General features: G+C 68.6%; 20 protein-coding genes and 1 pseudogene. 7 read left to right on the forward strand and 14 right to left on the reverse strand.

The annotated features are described in order from the left end of the window. The first annotated feature begins 264 nt into the window (after positions 1 to 264). The 3 genes from QF037_RS03225 to QF037_RS03235 all read left to right on the forward strand — a co-directional run bounded on the left by QF037_RS03225 (position 265) and on the right by QF037_RS03235 (position 1,442). The gene (locus QF037_RS03225; RefSeq protein WP_307021576.1) at positions 265 to 564 is read left to right on the forward strand and encodes a hypothetical protein; all 300 of its coding nucleotides are present in this window, start codon (positions 265 to 267) and stop codon (positions 562 to 564) included. Beyond that, positions 552 to 836 (forward strand): RNA polymerase sigma factor, encoded by a 285-nt coding sequence (locus QF037_RS03230; RefSeq protein WP_307021578.1) that lies wholly within the window; start codon positions 552 to 554, stop codon positions 834 to 836. Before QF037_RS03225 ends, QF037_RS03230 begins: the two co-directional genes overlap by 13 nt. 183 nt (positions 837 to 1,019) lie before the next feature. After that, on the forward strand, positions 1,020 to 1,442 hold the full coding sequence (locus QF037_RS03235; protein WP_307021580.1) for a hypothetical protein: 423 nt from the start codon (positions 1,020 to 1,022) through the stop codon (positions 1,440 to 1,442). 373 nt (positions 1,443 to 1,815) lie between these two features. Here the strand turns inward: QF037_RS03235 and QF037_RS03240 are convergent, their stop codons facing one another. The 8 genes from QF037_RS03240 to QF037_RS03275 form a co-directional block, all read right to left on the reverse strand. Further along, the gene (locus tag QF037_RS03240; RefSeq protein WP_046258487.1) at positions 1,816 to 2,442 is read right to left on the reverse strand and encodes a peroxiredoxin; all 627 of its coding nucleotides are present in this window, start codon (positions 2,440 to 2,442) and stop codon (positions 1,816 to 1,818) included. A 164-nt stretch (positions 2,443 to 2,606) separates the two neighbouring features. Beyond that, on the reverse strand, positions 2,607 to 3,779 hold the full coding sequence (locus QF037_RS03245) for a thiolase family protein (protein WP_307021584.1): 1,173 nt from the start codon (positions 3,777 to 3,779) through the stop codon (positions 2,607 to 2,609). A 55-nt stretch (positions 3,780 to 3,834) separates the two neighbouring features. Continuing rightward, entirely contained in the window at positions 3,835 to 4,512 is a 678-nt protein-coding gene (locus QF037_RS03250) for a 3-oxoacid CoA-transferase subunit B (RefSeq protein WP_307021586.1), read from the reverse strand. Then, a complete protein-coding gene (locus QF037_RS03255) occupies positions 4,509 to 5,267 on the reverse strand; it encodes a 3-oxoacid CoA-transferase subunit A (RefSeq protein ID WP_373463657.1) in 759 nt (252 codons plus the stop codon). The genes QF037_RS03250 and QF037_RS03255 overlap by 4 nt, the downstream gene beginning before the upstream one ends. Before the next feature lie 840 nt (positions 5,268 to 6,107). Beyond that, on the reverse strand, positions 6,108 to 6,734 hold the full coding sequence (locus QF037_RS03260; protein ID WP_307021588.1) for a CGNR zinc finger domain-containing protein: 627 nt from the start codon (positions 6,732 to 6,734) through the stop codon (positions 6,108 to 6,110). A 132-nt stretch (positions 6,735 to 6,866) separates the two neighbouring features. Then, on the reverse strand, positions 6,867 to 7,655 hold the full coding sequence (locus QF037_RS03265; RefSeq protein WP_307021590.1) for an enoyl-CoA hydratase/isomerase family protein: 789 nt from the start codon (positions 7,653 to 7,655) through the stop codon (positions 6,867 to 6,869). Between the two features lie 70 nt (positions 7,656 to 7,725). Further along, entirely contained in the window at positions 7,726 to 8,946 is a 1,221-nt protein-coding gene (locus tag QF037_RS03270; protein WP_307021592.1) for an alpha/beta fold hydrolase, read from the reverse strand. Then, positions 8,943 to 9,665, reverse strand: coding sequence for a flavin reductase family protein (locus QF037_RS03275; protein ID WP_307021594.1), 723 nt, complete (start codon positions 9,663 to 9,665; stop codon positions 8,943 to 8,945). Before QF037_RS03275 ends, QF037_RS03270 begins: the two co-directional genes overlap by 4 nt. A gap of 354 nt (positions 9,666 to 10,019) precedes the next feature. Between QF037_RS03275 and QF037_RS03280 the strand changes: the two genes are divergently transcribed. The 3 genes from QF037_RS03280 to QF037_RS03290 all read left to right on the forward strand — a co-directional run bounded on the left by QF037_RS03280 (position 10,020) and on the right by QF037_RS03290 (position 12,606). Next, positions 10,020 to 10,790, forward strand: a complete 771-nt coding sequence (locus QF037_RS03280; protein ID WP_307021596.1) for an alpha/beta hydrolase — start codon at positions 10,020 to 10,022, stop codon at positions 10,788 to 10,790. Further along, complete coding sequence (locus tag QF037_RS03285) at positions 10,783 to 11,679, forward strand: alpha/beta hydrolase (protein WP_307021598.1); 897 nt, start codon at positions 10,783 to 10,785, stop codon at positions 11,677 to 11,679. Before QF037_RS03280 ends, QF037_RS03285 begins: the two co-directional genes overlap by 8 nt. Before the next feature lie 75 nt (positions 11,680 to 11,754). Continuing rightward, positions 11,755 to 12,606, forward strand: a complete 852-nt coding sequence (locus QF037_RS03290; protein WP_307021600.1) for an MBL fold metallo-hydrolase — start codon at positions 11,755 to 11,757, stop codon at positions 12,604 to 12,606. A 495-nt stretch (positions 12,607 to 13,101) separates the two neighbouring features. Here QF037_RS03290 and QF037_RS03295 read toward each other — a convergent pair whose 3' ends face one another. Both QF037_RS03295 and QF037_RS03300 read right to left on the reverse strand, forming a co-directional pair. Further along, entirely contained in the window at positions 13,102 to 13,314 is a 213-nt protein-coding gene (locus QF037_RS03295) for a hypothetical protein (protein WP_307021602.1), read from the reverse strand. Positions 13,315 to 13,627: 313 nt separating this feature from the next. After that, the gene (locus QF037_RS03300) at positions 13,628 to 14,362 is read right to left on the reverse strand and encodes a dienelactone hydrolase family protein (protein ID WP_307021606.1); all 735 of its coding nucleotides are present in this window, start codon (positions 14,360 to 14,362) and stop codon (positions 13,628 to 13,630) included. A 172-nt stretch (positions 14,363 to 14,534) separates the two neighbouring features. Here QF037_RS03300 and QF037_RS03305 point away from each other — a divergent pair. Then, positions 14,535 to 14,744: pseudogene (locus QF037_RS03305) on the forward strand (hypothetical protein); the annotation flags it as partial. Positions 14,745 to 15,577: 833 nt separating this feature from the next. Here QF037_RS03305 and QF037_RS03310 read toward each other — a convergent pair. From QF037_RS03310 to QF037_RS03325, 4 genes are all read right to left on the reverse strand, one after another. Next, a complete protein-coding gene (locus QF037_RS03310; RefSeq protein WP_307021608.1) occupies positions 15,578 to 15,964 on the reverse strand; it encodes a VOC family protein in 387 nt (128 codons plus the stop codon). An 82-nt stretch (positions 15,965 to 16,046) separates the two neighbouring features. Next, a complete protein-coding gene (locus tag QF037_RS03315) occupies positions 16,047 to 16,319 on the reverse strand; it encodes an IS3 family transposase (protein WP_307021610.1) in 273 nt (90 codons plus the stop codon). A gap of 7 nt (positions 16,320 to 16,326) precedes the next feature. Next, positions 16,327 to 16,962 carry an IS3 family transposase gene (locus tag QF037_RS03320; protein ID WP_307021612.1) on the reverse strand — a complete coding sequence of 212 codons (636 nt, stop codon included), beginning with the start codon at positions 16,960 to 16,962 and terminating at the stop codon, positions 16,327 to 16,329. Further along, the gene (locus tag QF037_RS03325) at positions 16,959 to 17,267 is read right to left on the reverse strand and encodes a transposase (RefSeq protein WP_307021614.1); all 309 of its coding nucleotides are present in this window, start codon (positions 17,265 to 17,267) and stop codon (positions 16,959 to 16,961) included. The genes QF037_RS03320 and QF037_RS03325 overlap by 4 nt, the downstream gene beginning before the upstream one ends. Positions 17,268 to 17,271: the final 4 nt, after the last annotated feature.

Below are 17,271 nucleotides of genomic sequence, written 5' to 3' on the forward strand. Positions count from 1 at the left end.
CCGCCCACGGGCCGGGGCGGGCAGGTGAGTGCGGTTCCGCTACACCGGGGCGGCGGTCTTCTGTGAGGCTTCGTCCGGGCGGGGACACGGTGCAGCCCCTGGCGGCCGCCCGTCGCCCCCGAAGCCGGAGAGTGCGGCCGTGATGAGGCCGACGGTCATCGTCACCCCGCCCCTGGCCGACGGACCTCCCTTGGGCCGGATAAGTACAGTGCCCGGGCGATGAAAGGAACAGTCCCCGGCCGGACAGGTGGGGGTGTGGAATCCATGCTGGAGCAGGAACGTGCCCAGGCCCGAGAAGCCCGCTTCGATGCGTTGGCGCGCGCGGTGGCAACGCCGCTGCACCGATATCTGCTGCGCCGGGCGGACGCCGACGCGGCAGATGACATCCTCGCGGAGACGATGCGCGTGCTCTGGCGCCGTCTCGAGGACGTGCCCGGGCTCGGGAGGGGCCCCGTGACCGACCCCGACACCATGCTGCCCTGGTGTTACGGCCTCGCACGCGGCTGCCTGTCCAACGCCCGGCGGGCGGACGGGCGCGTCGGCTCCGGCTGGTGGAGCGGCTGACACGTACCGCACCGCCGCCGAAGCCCGGGGAAGCCGACCACCCCGAACTGCACGCCGCACTCGGCACACTCGGCGCCCTGGACCGTGAGGTGGTGCTGCTCTGGGCATGGGAGGGGCTGACCCCGCGCGAGATCGCGGAAGTGACCGGACTGACCCCCAACGCCGTCAGCATCCGCCTGCACAGAGCAAAGAAGAAACTCGCCGCTCTGCTCGACCGAAAGAATGACGACATGGCCGGACATGAGATGGGTGAAGGAAGGAGCAACCGGTGAACGACGAAGAACTGCTGGCCCGGATGAGGGCCATCGACCCGGCGCGGACCTCTGATGCTCCCCAGCCCGACATCGACCGTCTCCTGGAGGCCACCATGACCGCCGACACCACAGTCCGCACCTCCCCCCGCACATCGGACCGCCCCCGCCGCCCCCTGCTGCTGGCCGGCAGCAGCCGCCGCTGTGCTCACGGCGGGAGCCGGCATCACCTGGGGAGTCACGGCGACCCGCGACACTCCTCCGGCCGTGGCCGCCCCGCTGGTCCTGACCGTTCAGCAGGACACAAGCGGCGGCCTGGAAACAGCGTGCGCCGAGCTCGACGTCACCACTCTGCGCCAGTACACGACCGCCTTCGAGGGCACCGCGACCTCCGTCGACGGCGACCAGATCACTCTCCGAGTGGACCACTGGTACCGCGGCGAAGACGCCTCCACCGTCCGGCTCGACAACACCCACGCAGGACAACTGGAGTCATTCGGCCAGGAGTTCGCTGTCGGCCAGACCTACCTCGTCTACGCCAGGGACGGCAAGGTCCCGGCGTGCTACGGCGATGCCGAGGCCACCCCGAAGCTGCGGAGCCTCTACGAGCGAGCGTACGGGCAGTGAGCCCACAAGCTCGGCGGCTGTTCCGTCTCGCTAGGTCCGCCGTTGCCTCGATGCGAGATCCAGCGGGAACCGGTCGGTGAACGCGTTACCGCTCGCATCGCCCTGCCCGACGACCTGGGCGGGGACGTCACCGGACACCGCCCCCTGTAGCAGCCGGCGCTCCCCCTCGGCCCCCGCCTTCACTGACGGCCTGATGAGAAGCGGCGCGCTACAGGGGGTGATACCGGTGGGACAGAGGTCGGGGCGGGCGCGGTGCTGGCGCGACCACGGTGCAGCTGACCGAGATCGCTGCTTCGAACGGGACGGCGCTGCGCGCCGGCACAGACATCATTGCTTTCTCCGCCCGTATCGGCCGGTATGGGCGGCGGGAGACTTACGGCTGGTCCGTCAGGCGCAGGTATGGCTTCACCGTTCGATATCCGGGAAACCGAATGGCTGCCTCTTCGTCACTTACGGCAGGGGTGATGACGACCTCCTGGCCGGGCTGCCAGTCCGCAGGCGTGGCCAGTTGGTGCTGAGCCGTAAGCTGCAGAGAGTCCAGCACTCGAAGAATCTCTGCGAAGTTCCGCCCCGTGCTGGCCGGATATGTCATGGTCAGCTTGATCTTCTTGTCGGGACCGATGACGAAGACGGTGCGCACCGTCGCTGTGTCGGATGCGTTCGGGTGGATCATCCCGTAGAGGCCCGCAACGGACCGGTCACTGTCGGCGATCATAGGGAAGTTGACCTGGGCGCCCTGCGTCTCGGCGATGTCGTTCGCCCAAGTGCGGTGATCCTTGGCGGAGTCGACCGACACTGCAGCGATCTTCGTGTCACGCCTGGCAAATTCGGGTTCAAGCCGGGCGGCCGCTCCGAGCTCCGTGGTGCAGACCGGAGTGAAGTCGGCGGGATGGGAGAACAATATTCCCCAACTCTCGCCGAGCCATTCGTGAAAACGCAGTTCACCGGTGGCGGACTCTGCCGTGAAATCAGGGGCGAGGTCACCTATTTGGAGCGTCATTTCAGCATTCTCCTTCAATCAGAGTGGCGTGCGGGAAAGGTAATGCGCGGCGAAGGGCCGCTGAAGCACCTGAAGACCGAAACCGACGTGACGGCGCACAGCACTGCTCCCCAAGCCTCGGTGGCGACGCGGACCGTGGCGAGCCGGCCCTGTCGCTCCGGCGGTCAAGCTTCGAGCACTACGGCGAGTCCCTGGCCGACGCCGATGCAGATGGCGGCGACGCCGATACCGCCGCCGCGTGCGGCAAGTGCGTGTGCGAGGTGTCCGACGATGCGTCCTCCGGAGGCGCCGAGGGGGTGGCCGATGGCGATGGCACCGCCGTCGACGTTGACCTTCTGGGGATCGAGTTCGGGCCAGAGCCGCATGCAGGCGATGCTCTGGGCGGCGTATGCCTCGTTGAGTTCGACGAGGTCGACGTCCGACCAGGTTCTGCCGGCGCGGGCGAGTGCGCGGTTGGCTGCCTCCACCGGGGCGATGCCGAAGACGTCCGGGTCGTTGCCGGCCACTCCTCGCCCGGTGATGCGGGCCAAGGGTTGCCCTCCGGGCAGGGCGTTCTCGGCTCCGAGCAGTACTGCGGAGGCACCGTCGTTGAGGGGAGAGGAGTTGCCCGCTGTGACGCTTCCGTTCGCGAGGAACGCCGGCTTGAGCGCGGCAAGGGCAGCCATGCTCGTGTCGTCGCGGATGCCCTCGTCGCGGTCGAGGTCGACACCGGGCATACCGATGATCTCTGCCGCGTAGGCGCCGTCGGCGAATGCGCGTGCCGCGTTCTGATGGCTGCGCAGGGCGAAGGCGTCCTGCTCCTCGCGGGAGACGGCGAAGCGTTCCGCGAGGATCTCGGCTGTCTGTCCCAGGGGGATGGTCCACTGCTCGGGCATGCGGGGGTTCACGAGCCGCCATCCCAGGGTGGTGGAGACCATGGTCGCGTTGCCTGCCGGGTAGGCTCGGTCCGGCTTGGGCACGACCCACGGTGCGCGGCTCATCGACTCGACGCCGCCGGCGAGCACGAGCGTTGTGTCACCGGCTTCGATGGCGCGGCTGCCCTGGATGACCGCCTCGACTCCGGAGCCGCACAGGCGGTTGACGGTCACGCCGGGTGTACTGGTGGGGAACCCTGCCAGCAGTGCGCCCATGCGGGCCACATTGCGATTGTCCTCGCCGGCGCCGTTGGCGTTGCCGAACACGATGTCGTCGATCCGCTCCGGGTCCAGGTCCGGCTGCCGCTCGACGATGGCGCTCATGACATGTGCGGCGAGGTCGTCCGGGCGTACGCCCGCCAGTGCTTTGCCGTACTTTCCGAAAGGGGTTCGTAGCGCGTCGTATACGAAGCTAGCGGTCATGACCTCGTCCGTTTTCGTTCATGGCGTCGAGTGGCGGAATTGTGCTGGCGTCTTGTCAGGAACCGTCGGCAAGGGGGACTACTCGTCCATCCCTGAGGTGCAGTCCGGTGGCCGCGGTGAGCGCGTCGATCGTCGCGGCGCCGAACAACTCACGCACCGCAAAGCCGGCGGGGGTGATGTCGAATACCGCGTGGTCGGTGTAGACGCGGGACACGCAGCCCACGCCGGTGAGGGGGTAGGTGCACTGTGGGACGAGCTTTGGTGTGCCGTCCCGGGTGAGCAGATCAGTCATCACCCACACCGACTTGGCACCGATCGCCAGGTCCATCGCCCCGCCGACCGCGGGTATGGCGTCGGCGGCGCCGGTGTGCCAGTTGGCCAGGTCGCCGTGCTCGGAGATCTGGAACGCCCCGAGCACGCAGATGTCCAGGTGCCCTCCGCGCATCATGGCGAACGAGTCGGCGTGGTGGAAATAGGAGGCTCCGGGCCGCTCGGTCACCGGCTGCTTCCCCGCGTTGATGAGATCCGGATCGATGTGGCCCGGCACTGGTGCCGGTCCCATCGCCAGCATGCCGTTCTCGGTGTGCAGGACGACTTCCACATCTTCGGGGATGGCATCGGCCACGAGCGTCGGCGCACCGATCCCCAGGTTCACGACGGAGCCCTCGGGAATGTCCAGCGCGATGCGGGCGGCGAGTTCGCGGCGGGAAAGGCCGGAGCTGAGAACGGTCATCGGTTTTCGTCCCGTGAATCGAAGGTGCTCGCGTTCGGGTTGCCCTCCGCGTCCGCGGCGCCGACGAAGGCGCCCTTACGCAGCCATGTCCGCTCTCCGACACCGACCACCCGATCGACGAAGATCCCCGGCGTGACAACGGTCTCGGGATCGATCGCACCCAACTGCACGACGCGGTCCACCTGTACGACGGTGCTCTGCGCGGCGGCAGCCATGATCGGTCCGAAGTTCCGCGCGGTCTTGCGGTACACCACGTTGCCCCAGCGGTCGGCCAGATGGCCGCTCACCAGCGCGTAGTCGGCGTGCAGAGGGTGTTCCAGCACGTGGTCGCGCCCGCCGATGACCCGATGCTCCTTGCCGGCGGCCAGCGGGGTGCCGAAGCCCGTGGGAGTGAAGAACGCGCCGATTCCCGCGCCTGCGGCTCGGATGCGTTCAGCCAGTGTCCCCTGCGGGGCGAGTTCGAGCTCGATCTTCCCCGCCCGGTAGAGGCGGTCGAAGACGTAGGAGTCACTCTGACGCGGGAACGAGCAGATGATCTTGCGGACGCGGCCTGCGGCGAGCAGAGCGGCCAGGCCCGTGTTTCCGTTGCCTGCGTTGTTGTTGATGACCACGAGTTCGCGGGCGCCCTGCTCGAGAAGGGCGTCGATCAACTCCACGGGCTGACCGGCTCTGCCGAAACCACCGATCGTGATCGTTGCCCCGTCCTCGATGCCCGCCACGGCCTCGGCGACGCTCGGACAGACCTTCGAGATCAAGTGACATCACCCTTTCGCGAAGCGGCCTCAACGCCGCCCTGCCAGCGGTAACAGTACATCGGGAGCAGCGATTCGTACATAGTCAAAAGACTAATGCCTATGTACCCAACAGGTCAGCCACGGGCTGTGCCGCACTTCCGCTGGGCAACTGGGCCATGCGTCGAAGGGGTCGCCCGGGGGCCGGGCAGCCGCTTTCGTCCGCCCGTAGTCCCGGGCCAGGCGGTGCAGCGGCCATCCGGCGGGCGGCAGCGGGGGCGTGCCTCATGTGCCCGGAGGAAGTGTCCACAGGAGGAGTCCGGCCGCCGGACCGCGAGCTGCGAAGAGCCACTGGACGCCATGGAAGCATTCGACGGCCGTGGCCCCTGTGGGTTGCCGAGGACAGCGCCGAGCCGGCGGAGGCTAGTTGGTCGCGAGCTGAGAGCTAACGGCGCAGGCAGCGCTGGGCGGCGGCTCGGGCCAGGTGCCGATGGCAACCGGCCGCCGGTCCACCGGAATTCCGGCAGAAGCGGGGCTAGTTGACGCAGGAGAGACCAGGGCGGCGAAGGCTGCCTGCAGAGCCCGCCCCGCGATCAGCGACGCCCGCGTTCGGTGCGAGGCCGCGCGGCGCGCAAGCGGGAGACGGCCTGCGTGACGAAGCGGCAGCCGGCGAGCACCCCGCGAACTGCGCCGGGCAGATCACACCGTACGGCGAGGCTGCCCAGCGTGCCGCGACGGGAGGCGTCAGCCACGCTTCGGGTCAGTTGCCTCGGCTGCTGCCGGACTGACTCGGTCTCTGTGCCTGAGCATCTTCGGCAGCGCCCGCACCGCGCGCGACGGCGTCCGCTTGCGGATGCCGTCGCATCACCGCGCCGAGGAGAGCCCGCGTTCCTTCAGGCGGGCCCGATAGGCCCGTACGTTCTGGGTGTTGCCGCAGGTGGTGACGTCGTGCCAGAGACGCGAGCAGTTCTTGGAGCGGTCGTAGAACGCGCCGCGGCAGCGCGGGTTCGCACACACCTTCAGTCGCCGCATCGTGTCGGCATAGGTGGCGGCGGCCAGTTGGATCATGACGTACGAGCGGAGAAGTTCGACACCCTTGCCGCGAGCGTGCAGCCGCGCGCCTCCGGGGTCCAGACTGACGGCTGCCGTCGTCTCGATCGACGGGGCGGCGACGGCGGCGGCAGGTTCGTCGGCATGCCCGGTGGCCAGCGCGGCACGGAGGTCGTCGCGCAGCGATCGGAGGCGCCCAAGGCCCCGCGCATCGAGGGGGCTGGGAGCGGAAGGAGCGCTGGAGTCGATACTGCTCAGCGTTGTGAGTGAGGACCGGAGCCATTGCTCCGCCGCATCGACGGACTCCAGAAGGTCAGGCTGACGTGGCTTGCCCAGGCTCGCTGTGTTCAAGAGGTCCTGTACGAATCCCAGGCCGCCTGGGGCGTTGTGTTCGACTTCCTCGTAGCGAGCCGAGGCCGGCCATTGGACCGCCGCACTCATCGTGTCCTCCTGGTGCCGTCAGGGTGCTTGCATCGCCTCTGTAAGAGCCTATCGCTTTCACCTGTGACCCATGGCCAGACCGCACGAGCGGGGCCGCCGGCATGACGGCCCCGCGAGGCGACCTACTCCCCCCTATTCCCCGGTGAAGTCGACGGTGGGTCGGGGCTGTCCGGCCTTGTAGGCCGCCACAGCCGACGCAAGAGCGACGGTCACGTCCTTGGACTCGAACAAGGGGATGGCGATGTCGAACATCGAGTCGTCGGCGGCCTTCACGCCACCAGCTTCCCACATCCGCAGCAGCGCCTTGTGCGCGGCGTGCGCCCGGGTGGGCCCTGCGGCCACCTTGCGGGCGAACGCCCGGGCGGCTTCAAGGACTTCGGCATCGGGCAGAACGTGGTTGACGACTCCGGCCTGCGCCATGGTGGCAGCGGGAACCTGTTCCGAGGTCAGTGCCCATTCGTAGGCCCTGGCACGGCCCGCACGAGCGGCCGATCGGTAGATGCCGCCAAGCAGGGTGACGATGCCCAGCGTCTGCTCGGGGTGCCCGAACCGGGCCCCCTCGCCGGCGAAGATCACGTCGGAGCGCAGCGCGAGTTCGAAGCCCCCGCCGAAGCACAGGCCGTTCACCACTGCGATCACTGGCACGGGCATCTGCTCGAAGCGGTTGAAGGCGAACATGTAGCGCTCGAACAGCATCCGCAGCTGCCGCACGTCGAGGTCAGGCCACGTGACGATGTCCCCGCCGAAGCAGAAGTCAGGCCCTTCGGCCCGCAGGAGGATCGCCCGCGCCCCCGATGACTCCGCCTTCTCGACCGCGGCGAGCAGTTCCTCGGCCATCTGTTCGTCGATACGGTTCTGCGGCGGGTTGTCCAGGACGATCTCGGCGACGTGGTCGTTGATGCCGAACCCAAGATGGCTCATCGGTCTTCCATTTCTTTCCTGCGGACACGGTTGCTGAAGGTGGCCGCACGGGACAGACGGGGCTACTGGGCTACGCGCCCTGAGCGGGCTGCGGGTCGCCCGCATAGAAGTGATCGGGCGGGACGATGCCGTCCAGCCGGTCGCGGACCGTGGCGGAGAATCGCAGGACTGCTCCGAGCGGGCGATGGTGAATCGCCGCCCGGACGACGTCGCCGTCTGCGTTCTTCTCCAGCAGCGTGACACCGCAGAACGCCACTCCGCCGAACGCCGTCGCCTTCCACTGCAGGTAGGTCGTGGTGGCGTCGGAGGCCTCGGCCGTGAACTCCAGCGACTCGTAGATGGTGCTCGCGGCCGCGAGAGCGGAGGCGACGAGCGCCCGACCGGCGATCGGCCGGGCAAGGATGCTGGCCTCCAGCACGACGTCCTCGGCGAAGCCCTGGGCGAAGGTGTTCTCGGAGTGCTCCGAGAACCCGCTGCGCCAGCCCGAGGCCGCATCGCCGGCATTCAGGTTCTGGAGGAAGCCGAGGACTTCGCGGGCCAGGGCGTGGGGGTACTCCACGTGCAGCCAGTGCCCACCGCCGGGAACCGTCGCCTGACGCGCAGCAGGGAAACGAGGCGCGATGGCGCCGGCGACGACTTCCTCGGTGACGAAGCCGTCGCTGTCGCCGCGGACGATGAGGACGGGGCCCAAGTACGCGCTCTGTTCCGGTGCCTCCTCGACACCGTTGTTCCAGATGTCGACGTACCGTGCGACCACGGGCGGGGCAACCAGCAGGCCGCTGCGGCTCAGCGCGTCCAGTGCCTCCTTGTCGAGCGCCGGCGAGAGCTGGGTGCGAACGGCACGCTGGGCCTCCGCGTTCCCGCCGAGTACCCGGAACGGCACGACGGCTTCCTCGGGCAGACGGGTGCCCCCGAGCGGGACCGGCGTGAGCAGAACCAGTCCGGCGACGCGCCCGGGCCGGGCGGCGGCCGCGAGTTCGGCAACCTGGGAGCCCATGCTCTGGCCCACCACCACGACGGGTCCCTCGATGTCGTCGACGGCGGATGCGACCTCGTCGGCGAACAGGGCCAGACTCAGCTTCTCCGTGTCCTCGGCACAGGACGCACGGGTCCCGGAACCCGGAAGGTCGATACGCGCCGTCGCCACGGCCCCCTGCAGGGCTTCGACGAAGCCGTCCCAGACGGTGGCATCGTCCAGGAATCCGTGGACGAGCAGCAGTGTCGGCGCCTGCGGGAGCGCCTCGCCACCGCCGGTACCTGCCGGGTCGGCGCGAACAAGGTCTCTGGTCATTTCGATTCCGTCCTCGTTGATCCGGAAGGGGACCATTCCGCCGTGTCGATGGGTGAGAAGTCCGTCGGACGTTCATCGAGCCGCGCGCTGCGCGTCACGCGCAGACGCTCGACGAGCTCCTCGGGAAGGGGGGTGGTGAAGATGTTGTCGACGAGCGAGTACTCGGCGGCCAGACGCCCAACGGCACCCAGGGCACCGATGTCGATGCGCCCGCCGGGCAGGTAGAGGTCGTCGCGCACGTGGAAGCGCTCCACGCGCCCCCAGACCACGTGGTCCGGCATCGGGGGCATGGGGATGATCCGATCGACCACGCACTCCATGGAAATGGGGGCGTCGGCGATCCGGGGCGCCGCGACGACCTCGCACTTGCCCTTCTCCAGGCCGAGTGCCTCGAATTCGTCGACCTCCGGGTCGAACTCGAAGGCGGAGCGGTGCACCTCGTCGGCGTGACCGATCGACGCCATGTTCACCACGAACTCACCGGTGTCCCGGATGTTGACGAACGTGTCCTTCAGGGTGACCTCGTCGGAGCGGGGCTGAAGGGAGATCGACACGATCGGGGGAAGGCGGCCGACGACGGTGAAGAAGGACACCGGGGCCACGTTGCCGATGCCCGCGGTCGACCGGGTGCTGACCCAGGCGATCGCGCGCGGCAGCACGCTGCCGATGAGAAGTTTGTAGCTCGACCTGGCGTCGAGCGATGCCGTATCGATGATCATTTGCACTCTCCGTTGAACGCCTCATCCGAAGGGCTGCCGGTCTCGGCCTGCTCTCGGCGCCCGCGACGATGGCCGGCTCGATTCCCGGTCGGTACCGGGTGGGGATAGCCCCGGGGAAGCACGGGGCGAGAGGGACGACCTCTGATGCGTACAGGAGCGTAGCGCTTACATGTGTGACAACGCCAGATGTGCACCACCTGAGAAATGACAGAGTCATACCGTTGTCACCTGTGTACCGGGCTGTTAGGGTCCGCCGCTATGAGAGCAACAACGCTTCCAGGTCTCACCGGGGAACCGGCACTGGAGATGCGTCACGCCGCGCCACTGAGACCCGCGGCCCCCGGAACACCCCAGTTGCTGTTCGTACACGGTCTGGGCTACGCCGCTTGGGTCTGGGAGGACTGGATGGCCGCGGCGGCCGCGGCCGGACACGACAGCTGGGCGGTCTCCCTGCGCGGCCACGGCGGCAGCGGCGGCACCGCCGCCCGCTCCGCGCTGAGCGACTACGAGGCCGACGTCGTCCGCGCCGCACGCTCGCTCCCGGGGCCCGTCGTGCTGATCGGGCACTCCATGGGCGCGCTCGTCGTCCAACGCGCTGCCGCGGCGGCGAACGCCGCTGCCATGATCCTGGTCGCTCCGCTGCCCCCACGTCCCGCGGTGCACACGATTCTGGCGGTACTGCGCCGGCAACCGTGGCAAGTGCCTCGCTACATAGCCGGCAGGCCGATCAAGCTCGGTCCCCACATCCTCTACGCCCACCCGGACGACCCGGCGACGGCCGAGGCGAGCAAGCGCCTGACCCCCGACTCCCCGTTCGTCCAGTACCAGTTCCTCTTCCACCGGCCGACGGGCGTGCCGCCGCTGCCGGTCCTGGTGGTCGCCGCCGCGAAGGACCGGCTCGTGCCCCTCGTCTCCGTACGGGCCACTGCGCGGCGCTACGGGGCGCGACTCCGGAAGATCGCCGCCGTCGGACACACCATGATGCTCGACCCGGAACGGTCCGAGGGCTGGAAGCAGATCGAGTCCTGGCTCGCCGACGGCCCCCCGACGGCAGCCCACCCCACCGGCCCGCCACCCACCCGGCGCGGCAGGAGTGACAGTAAGGAAAAGAGGAACCATGGTTGACAGGCGAGACGTGGCCTTCACCGCCGACGGCGGAGTGACCCTGCGCGGCTGGTATTTCGTACCCGAAGGCGAAGGCCCGCATCCGGCGATCTCCATGGCTCACGGCTACGCGGGCGTCAAGGAACACGCCCTGGAGGGCTTCGCCCGGCGGTTCGCCGAGGCGGGCTTCGCCGTACTCCTCCACGACCACCGCACGTTCGGCGCCAGCGACGGCGAGCCACGTCAGGACGTCAATCCGTGGGTGCAGGCCGAGGACTGGCGTCGGGCGATCTCCTTCCTGGAGGCGCAGCCCGAGGTCGATCCGGACCGGCTCGGTGTCTGGGGAAGCAGTTACGCCGGCGGGCACGCCATCGTGCTCGGCGCCACGGACCGGCGCCTGAAGGCCGTCGTCGCGCAGGTCCCGAACATCAGCGGCTTCCGGCAGGGGCTGCGGCGGGTGCCTCCGCATCTCGTTCCCGCCCTCGAGGAGGGGCTCGCGGAGGAGGAGCGCAGCGCCGCTCGCGGGGAACCGCTCCAGTACCAGCAGATCGTCAGCAGCGATCCGGCGGTCCGCGCGTCCTACTACTCCGGCGACGCGGTCGACTTCTATCTCCAGGAGCTGCCGGAGGGAGTCTGGGAGAACCGGGTGACCGTACGGTCCACGCGCATGGCGCGCATGTACGAGCCCGGGTCGTTCATCCGCAGGGTGTCCCCCACGCCTTTGCTGATGATCGTGGCCAAGGACGACTACCTGACGGTGACCGACGTCGCTCTCGAGGCCTACGAGGACGCACTCGAACCCAAGAAGCTGGTCCTCATCCCCGGTGGCCATTTCGACCCGTACCGCGCCCAGTTCGAGCGCGCATGCTCGGAAGCACTCGACTGGTTCCAGAAGTATCTGCAGGCATAGAACGAGTGCGCCCCGACACGGCCGCCTCGACCGCGGGGCACGGGCCCCATGACAACTAAACGATAGGAGTCGGCCTTGGCCGGTAAGAAGGACCTTCGATACGCAGTCCACATCTCACCCTCGATCCCCACAGAGATCAGTGATCTGCCGCCCGGTGTGGAGCGGCGGATGTGGTCGCCCACCTCCTCGACACTCGTCTACGGCGAGCGGGACGCGGTACTCGTCGACCCGGTCATGACGGTCCAGCAAGCCGTCGCGCTCGCCGAATGGGTGGAAACGTACGACCGGAATCTGACGACGGTCTACGTCACTCACGGACATGGAGATCATTGGTTCGGGCTGGCGACCCTTCTCGAGCGCTTCCCGACCGCTCGAGCGGTCGCCACGCCGGCGGTCGTCGAACACATGGCGAAGCAGATGGAGCCGAGCTTCGTCGAGAGCTTCTGGAACGCAAGGTTCCCGGGCCAGATCCCGGAGCGCCTCGTGGCAGCCGACCCGATGAAGGACCAGGTGCTCGAACTCGAGGGACGAGAGTTGACGGTCGTGCCGCTCGGTCACACCGACACCGACGACACGACCGCGCTGCACGTCCCGTCCATCGGGCTCGTGGTCGCCGGGGATGCCGCCTACAACGACGTGCACCTGTATCTCGCCGAGTCGCCGAGCGAGGGCCGCAAAGCGTGGAAGGAGGCGCTCGGCGTGATTGCCGGCCTCGGAGCCGACCATGTCGTGGCGGGGCACAAGCGTCCCGGCCGGCCTGACTCGCCGGGCATCCTCGCCGAGACCCGCGCCTACATCGATGGCTTCGAGGACTGCGTCGCGCGCACCGCCTCCACTGAGGAGCTCTACCAAGCGATGTTGGAGATCCATCCGGACCGGGTCAACCCGGGCGCCCTGTGGGGCTCGGCCCGTTCGGTGAAGGGCTGACGCGACACGCCTTCTTCGGCCCCGCGCCACCGTGGCCTGCACCATGCGTCCGGCTGACAGCCGATCACCGACCCGTGGCACACACCGGGCCGCACTGTTCAGGCGGCCGACACTTCCGGAGGCCCCACGACGGCTGGCCAGGCGAAGTCCGCCGACCTCGAAGGCCGGCCAGCGGGCGAGCCATGCCAAGGCGGTCTGCTGTGTCGGTGAGGGTGGTGGAGGAGCGCCGTCGCCACTGCCACGGGCCTTGGGAAAACTTCATGCCCGACTTTGCCCACGCCGCCCGGGGGGCCTCAAGGCTCACGCTGTTGCCCCGTCACCGCAGCGAGCCAAGGGCGACGGGTGAGCGGTTCACCCGCCGTGGGTGTGGTGCGACGTATCGCCCCTCTGATCCTCTGCGGCCTGGTCCTTTCGGCCACGGTGGAAAGGTGTGGCGACGTCCTGGCGACGGCGGCAGTTGGGATGCGGCGGTCCCAAGGACGCGCTGCGGACGCCTCACGGCACCGGGGTTCCGGTTTCGCAAATCGGCGAGGAAAGAGGGGTATCCATGCGCCTGTTGCGCACACAGGAAGGCAGGAAAGGCAGCCGTCCCTCGGCGGCCTTCAGCTGCGGCAGTGCGGACAGCAGCCGCCCAGGCCGAGCGTTGTTGATGGGGTTGTGGTTCAGCGCGGCGTACATCGCGCCGTGCCGGCGCCGGTGCTCGACCACGAGCGTGTCAGGTCCATCAACGAGGTCACCGGCCCGTCTGCGTACGACAGCGCGTCCGCCAGCTCGAAGAGTGCTTCGCCCCCTGCGGTCAGGCATGCGTACACGACATCCCCGGAAGTGCGACGCCAGGCGAACGCGTCTCGCCTGACGTCCAGTTGCAGCACACTCACGTCCACGGCCCTCGTGCTGGTCCCACGTGTGTCTTGATCCGGAACGCAGGATCAGGCGAAGGCCGCCCCGGTATGCGGGGATTGCCCCGTCCGAGCGAACGCGTGCGAGACGCGCACGACAGCACGAGGTTAAGAGATCAAGCTCAGCTCTTGGTCAGGGTGCGGCCGAGAAGCGGCAACAGGCTGTCCCAGTGACGCTGCAGTGCGGCGGGGTTGAAGGCATCGGTGTCGGACATGGTGAAGCCGTGGACGGTGCCGGGGTAGATCTCGGAGGTGTAGCCGACACCCGCCGCGTCCAGGGCCTTGTTGAGCTCGCCGAGGGCCGCGGGCGTCAAGTCGCTCTCGGCGTGGCCGAAGTGGACCTCGGCGGTGAGCTTGGAGAGGCTGTCGGGTCCGTCGGCTCCCACCGGGCCGTGGAATGCGGCGAGGGCGGCCACTTGGCCGGGGTGGGCCGCGGCCGTGCGCGTCGCCGCGAGGCCGCCGATGCAGTAGCCGGTCACCGCAAACGGTCCGGCGCTGACCTCGGGCTGAGCAGTAAGGAACGTGAGATAGGCGTCAGCGTCGCTCAGGACACGTTCTGCGGTGTGCGCCTCGATCAAGGGCATCAGCTGAGCGAAGACCGCCGACCGGACCTCTTCTCCGATGTGCTCGGGAAGTTCGATCACCGGTGCCCGGCCGTGCCGGTAAAAGAGGTTGGGGACGAGCACGTAGTACCCGTGCCCGGCCAGCTCCCGGGCCATCTCCCGCAGCACGGGCCGAATCCCGAAGCCGTCCGCGTACATCAGCACCCCTGGGTGCCGACCGCCACCGTCGGGAAGGGCAGCGAACGCGTCGGCATGGCCGTCCGCGGTGGGAATCTGGAGCATCTTGATGGGCATGAATTCTCCTGTCGTGGTTGACGTATCGAGCCTGTGATCAACACGACGGAGGCGGAGCTCGCGCCACAGCGCAAGATCCTCGATCGAACAGCGGGCCCGCACTGGCCCGTACGGCGCTCAGAGGAGCACCGGGTCACCGATCTGTGAGTGGCGCAATGCCGTCCCGGTAGTCATAGCTGCACAACGTAGCCCACCGGACGAAGCAGATGCCAGACCACCGGGCCACAGTGCGGTTCGCGAGATCGATGACGATGAGGGCCGGCGGTTGCTGCGAACTGTCCGCTGCGGCACGGGGGCGGTGGTGACCTGGCGTCGGGCCCAGATGGTGGGGCTGTCGGCGCAGGGCATGGCCGTGGCGAAGATCGCCACGGTCACGCTCACCCAGCACGGACCTGGTCCGGGACCGACGGCTTCGCTTCGCGTTACCCGAAGTCAGCCGACCGAACCCGGCCTGCCCTTCTCGACCTGGAGCCCGGTTAAATTGGCCGACTGCCTGTCGCCGAGGGGGCCGTCGGCGACATCAGCCAGGCTGACCACGCGACGGCAGCGATGGGGTCGACGAGCCGGGCCTGGTTGGTCCGCGTGGGGCGGACGAAGGGCAGGTGTGTGGGCAGGGTGAGCCACTACTGCCGGGCGGGCTCGTGCAGGGCGGCGAGCCGGGAGCGATGTTGGTAGTCGCGGCGCGCGAACTGGACGTCGTCGAGTGTGCAGGAGAGCCCTGAACTGGTAGGTCACGTCGTGCGCATGTCCGCGACATGGAGAACAGCGCTACTGACCGCCGTTCCGTCAGCGCGCCCGTCATCAGCGGCGCAACGGGCATGTCGGGGCCAGTCGTACGCGTCCCAGCTGCAGGAATGACCTCCGGGCGGGCCATTCAGGCAGCCAGAGGCGTGTGTCAGGGCTGGCCGTCGGGGAGACCCACTCCGCCCAGGACGGCGACGTCCGTGCGGTGCGGTGGGGCCGACAGCACTCGAGGACTTCTGCGGGGCCGGGGCCTTCGGCGGCCGTCGGAGCGGCAAGGGTGGATCGGGCGCTGGTGTCGTCCCGCCAGACCTCGGTGACGTGCACCGTATCCGGGTCTGCCGTGACCTGGCTGATCAGGTAGAACTCGCGGCCAGGAAAGCCGTGCAGCCTTTCCGCGACCTCAGCAGGACAGCGGCGAGTTCGTCGTCCTTGCCCGGATGCGCGGTCATGATCACCAGCTGCCGGTCATGTTCAGACCAGAGTGGTGATGCAGAACGGGTGGCCGGCGGGGTCCAGCAGAACCCGCCACCGGTCGGGCTGGGGCTGGGTCGGGGGCTCGACAGCGCCCAGGGCCAGCAGGTGAGCCTGCGCGGACTCCAGGTCGTCGACGCCCAGTTCGATGTGTGCCTGCTTCTCCTGGGACGGGTCCGGCCAGGTGGGACGCCTGTAGTCGGTCAGCCGGTTGAACCCCAGTCCGGCAGCGCCCTCCTGGCCGAGCAGGATGAAGTCGTCGCTGGAGTAGGCGACGGGCAGGGCGAGGGCCTCCCCGTAGAAGCGGGCCATTTCGGCGGGATCCGGGCAGTCGAAGGTGACGGCCGCGTAGCGGATCGCGGGTGCGGATGTTTTTCCAGTGCTCATGAGGATGACGCTATGACGGGACCAGGACAGATTCGGTCCTGGTCATGCGGGTGAGGTTCCCCCGTCGTGCGGGAACCGCTGATCAGCTGGTCAGCAGGGGTTGACGGGTGTTCAGATTCGTTGGTTCGGCCGTCGCCTGCTCGGCGTAGTACTTCTCCTCGAACTCGATCGGGCTGAGGAAGCCGAGCCGCTCCTGGATGCGGCGGGAGTTATAGAAGCCGTCGATGTACTCGAAGAGCGCGAGATTCGCCTCGGCCCTCGTGGTGAAAGTGCGGCCACGGAGACCCTCGGTTTTGATGAGCATCCAGAGGTTCTCCGCGAGGGCGTTATCGTACGAGTCCCCGACGGAGCCCATGGATGCCTCAACTCCCGCTCGCATCAGCCGAGTTGTGAGCTTGATGGACGTGTACTGACAGCCGTGGTCGGCGTGATGGATGAGCTTGCCCGGCTCGACCTCGCGGGACGCGCGCGTACTCCAGCGTGGTCAGGACCAGGTCGGCGTCCGCGCGGTCGGAGGTCTCCCACGCGACCACCCGGCGGGAGAAGGCGTCCCTGATCGCGGAGAGCCACAACGGTCCCTCGCCGGTGGAGACCTTCGTGAGGTCGGTGACCCACAACCGGTTCGGCGCCGGTGCGGTGAAGTCCCGGTTGACCAGGTCCGGGGCGAGGCTGGCCTTGGGATCGCGGCGCGTGAAGCCCTTGCGCCGCGGGCTGATCCCCGCGATGTCGGCCTCGCGCATCAGGCGCTCGACCCGCTTGCGGCCCACGCAGACGCCCTCGCGTTTGAGGACGGCGTGCACGCGCGGCGAGCCGTAATTGCCGCCGGACTCCGCGTGGATCTCCTTGATCCGCTCGGTCAGTTCGACGTCGCGGCGCCGCCGTTCGCACGGCTCCTTCTCCGCGCGGCGCCAGCGGTAGTAGGTGGAGGAGGCGATGTGCAGTTCCCGCAGGACGCACTCGACTCCCAGGCGGGGATGCTCGTCAACGAGCGCCGTCACCTGGGCCGGGTCGGGTCGAGTTGCGCCGCGAAAAAAGCCGAGGCCGTCCGCAGGACGTCGTTTGCCCGCTTGAGCTGGACGTTCTCCTTGCGCAGGGCCGCGAGCTCGGCGCGTTCGTCGGTGGTGAGACGGTCGTCGCGTTCGCCGGCGTCCGCCTCGGCCTGGCGGATCCAGCCGGGCAGGGCCTCGGGGTGCACGCCGAGGTCGACGGCCAGCTTCTTGATCTGCGGCTTCGGCTCGGTGGTGCGGTACATCCGTACCGCACGCTCACGCAACTCGAGCGAGTATTTCCGGGGTGCAGCCATGGTC

The organism is Streptomyces canus, from assembly GCF_030815415.1.
GTDB classification, from domain to species: domain Bacteria; phylum Actinomycetota; class Actinomycetes; order Streptomycetales; family Streptomycetaceae; genus Streptomyces; species Streptomyces canus_F.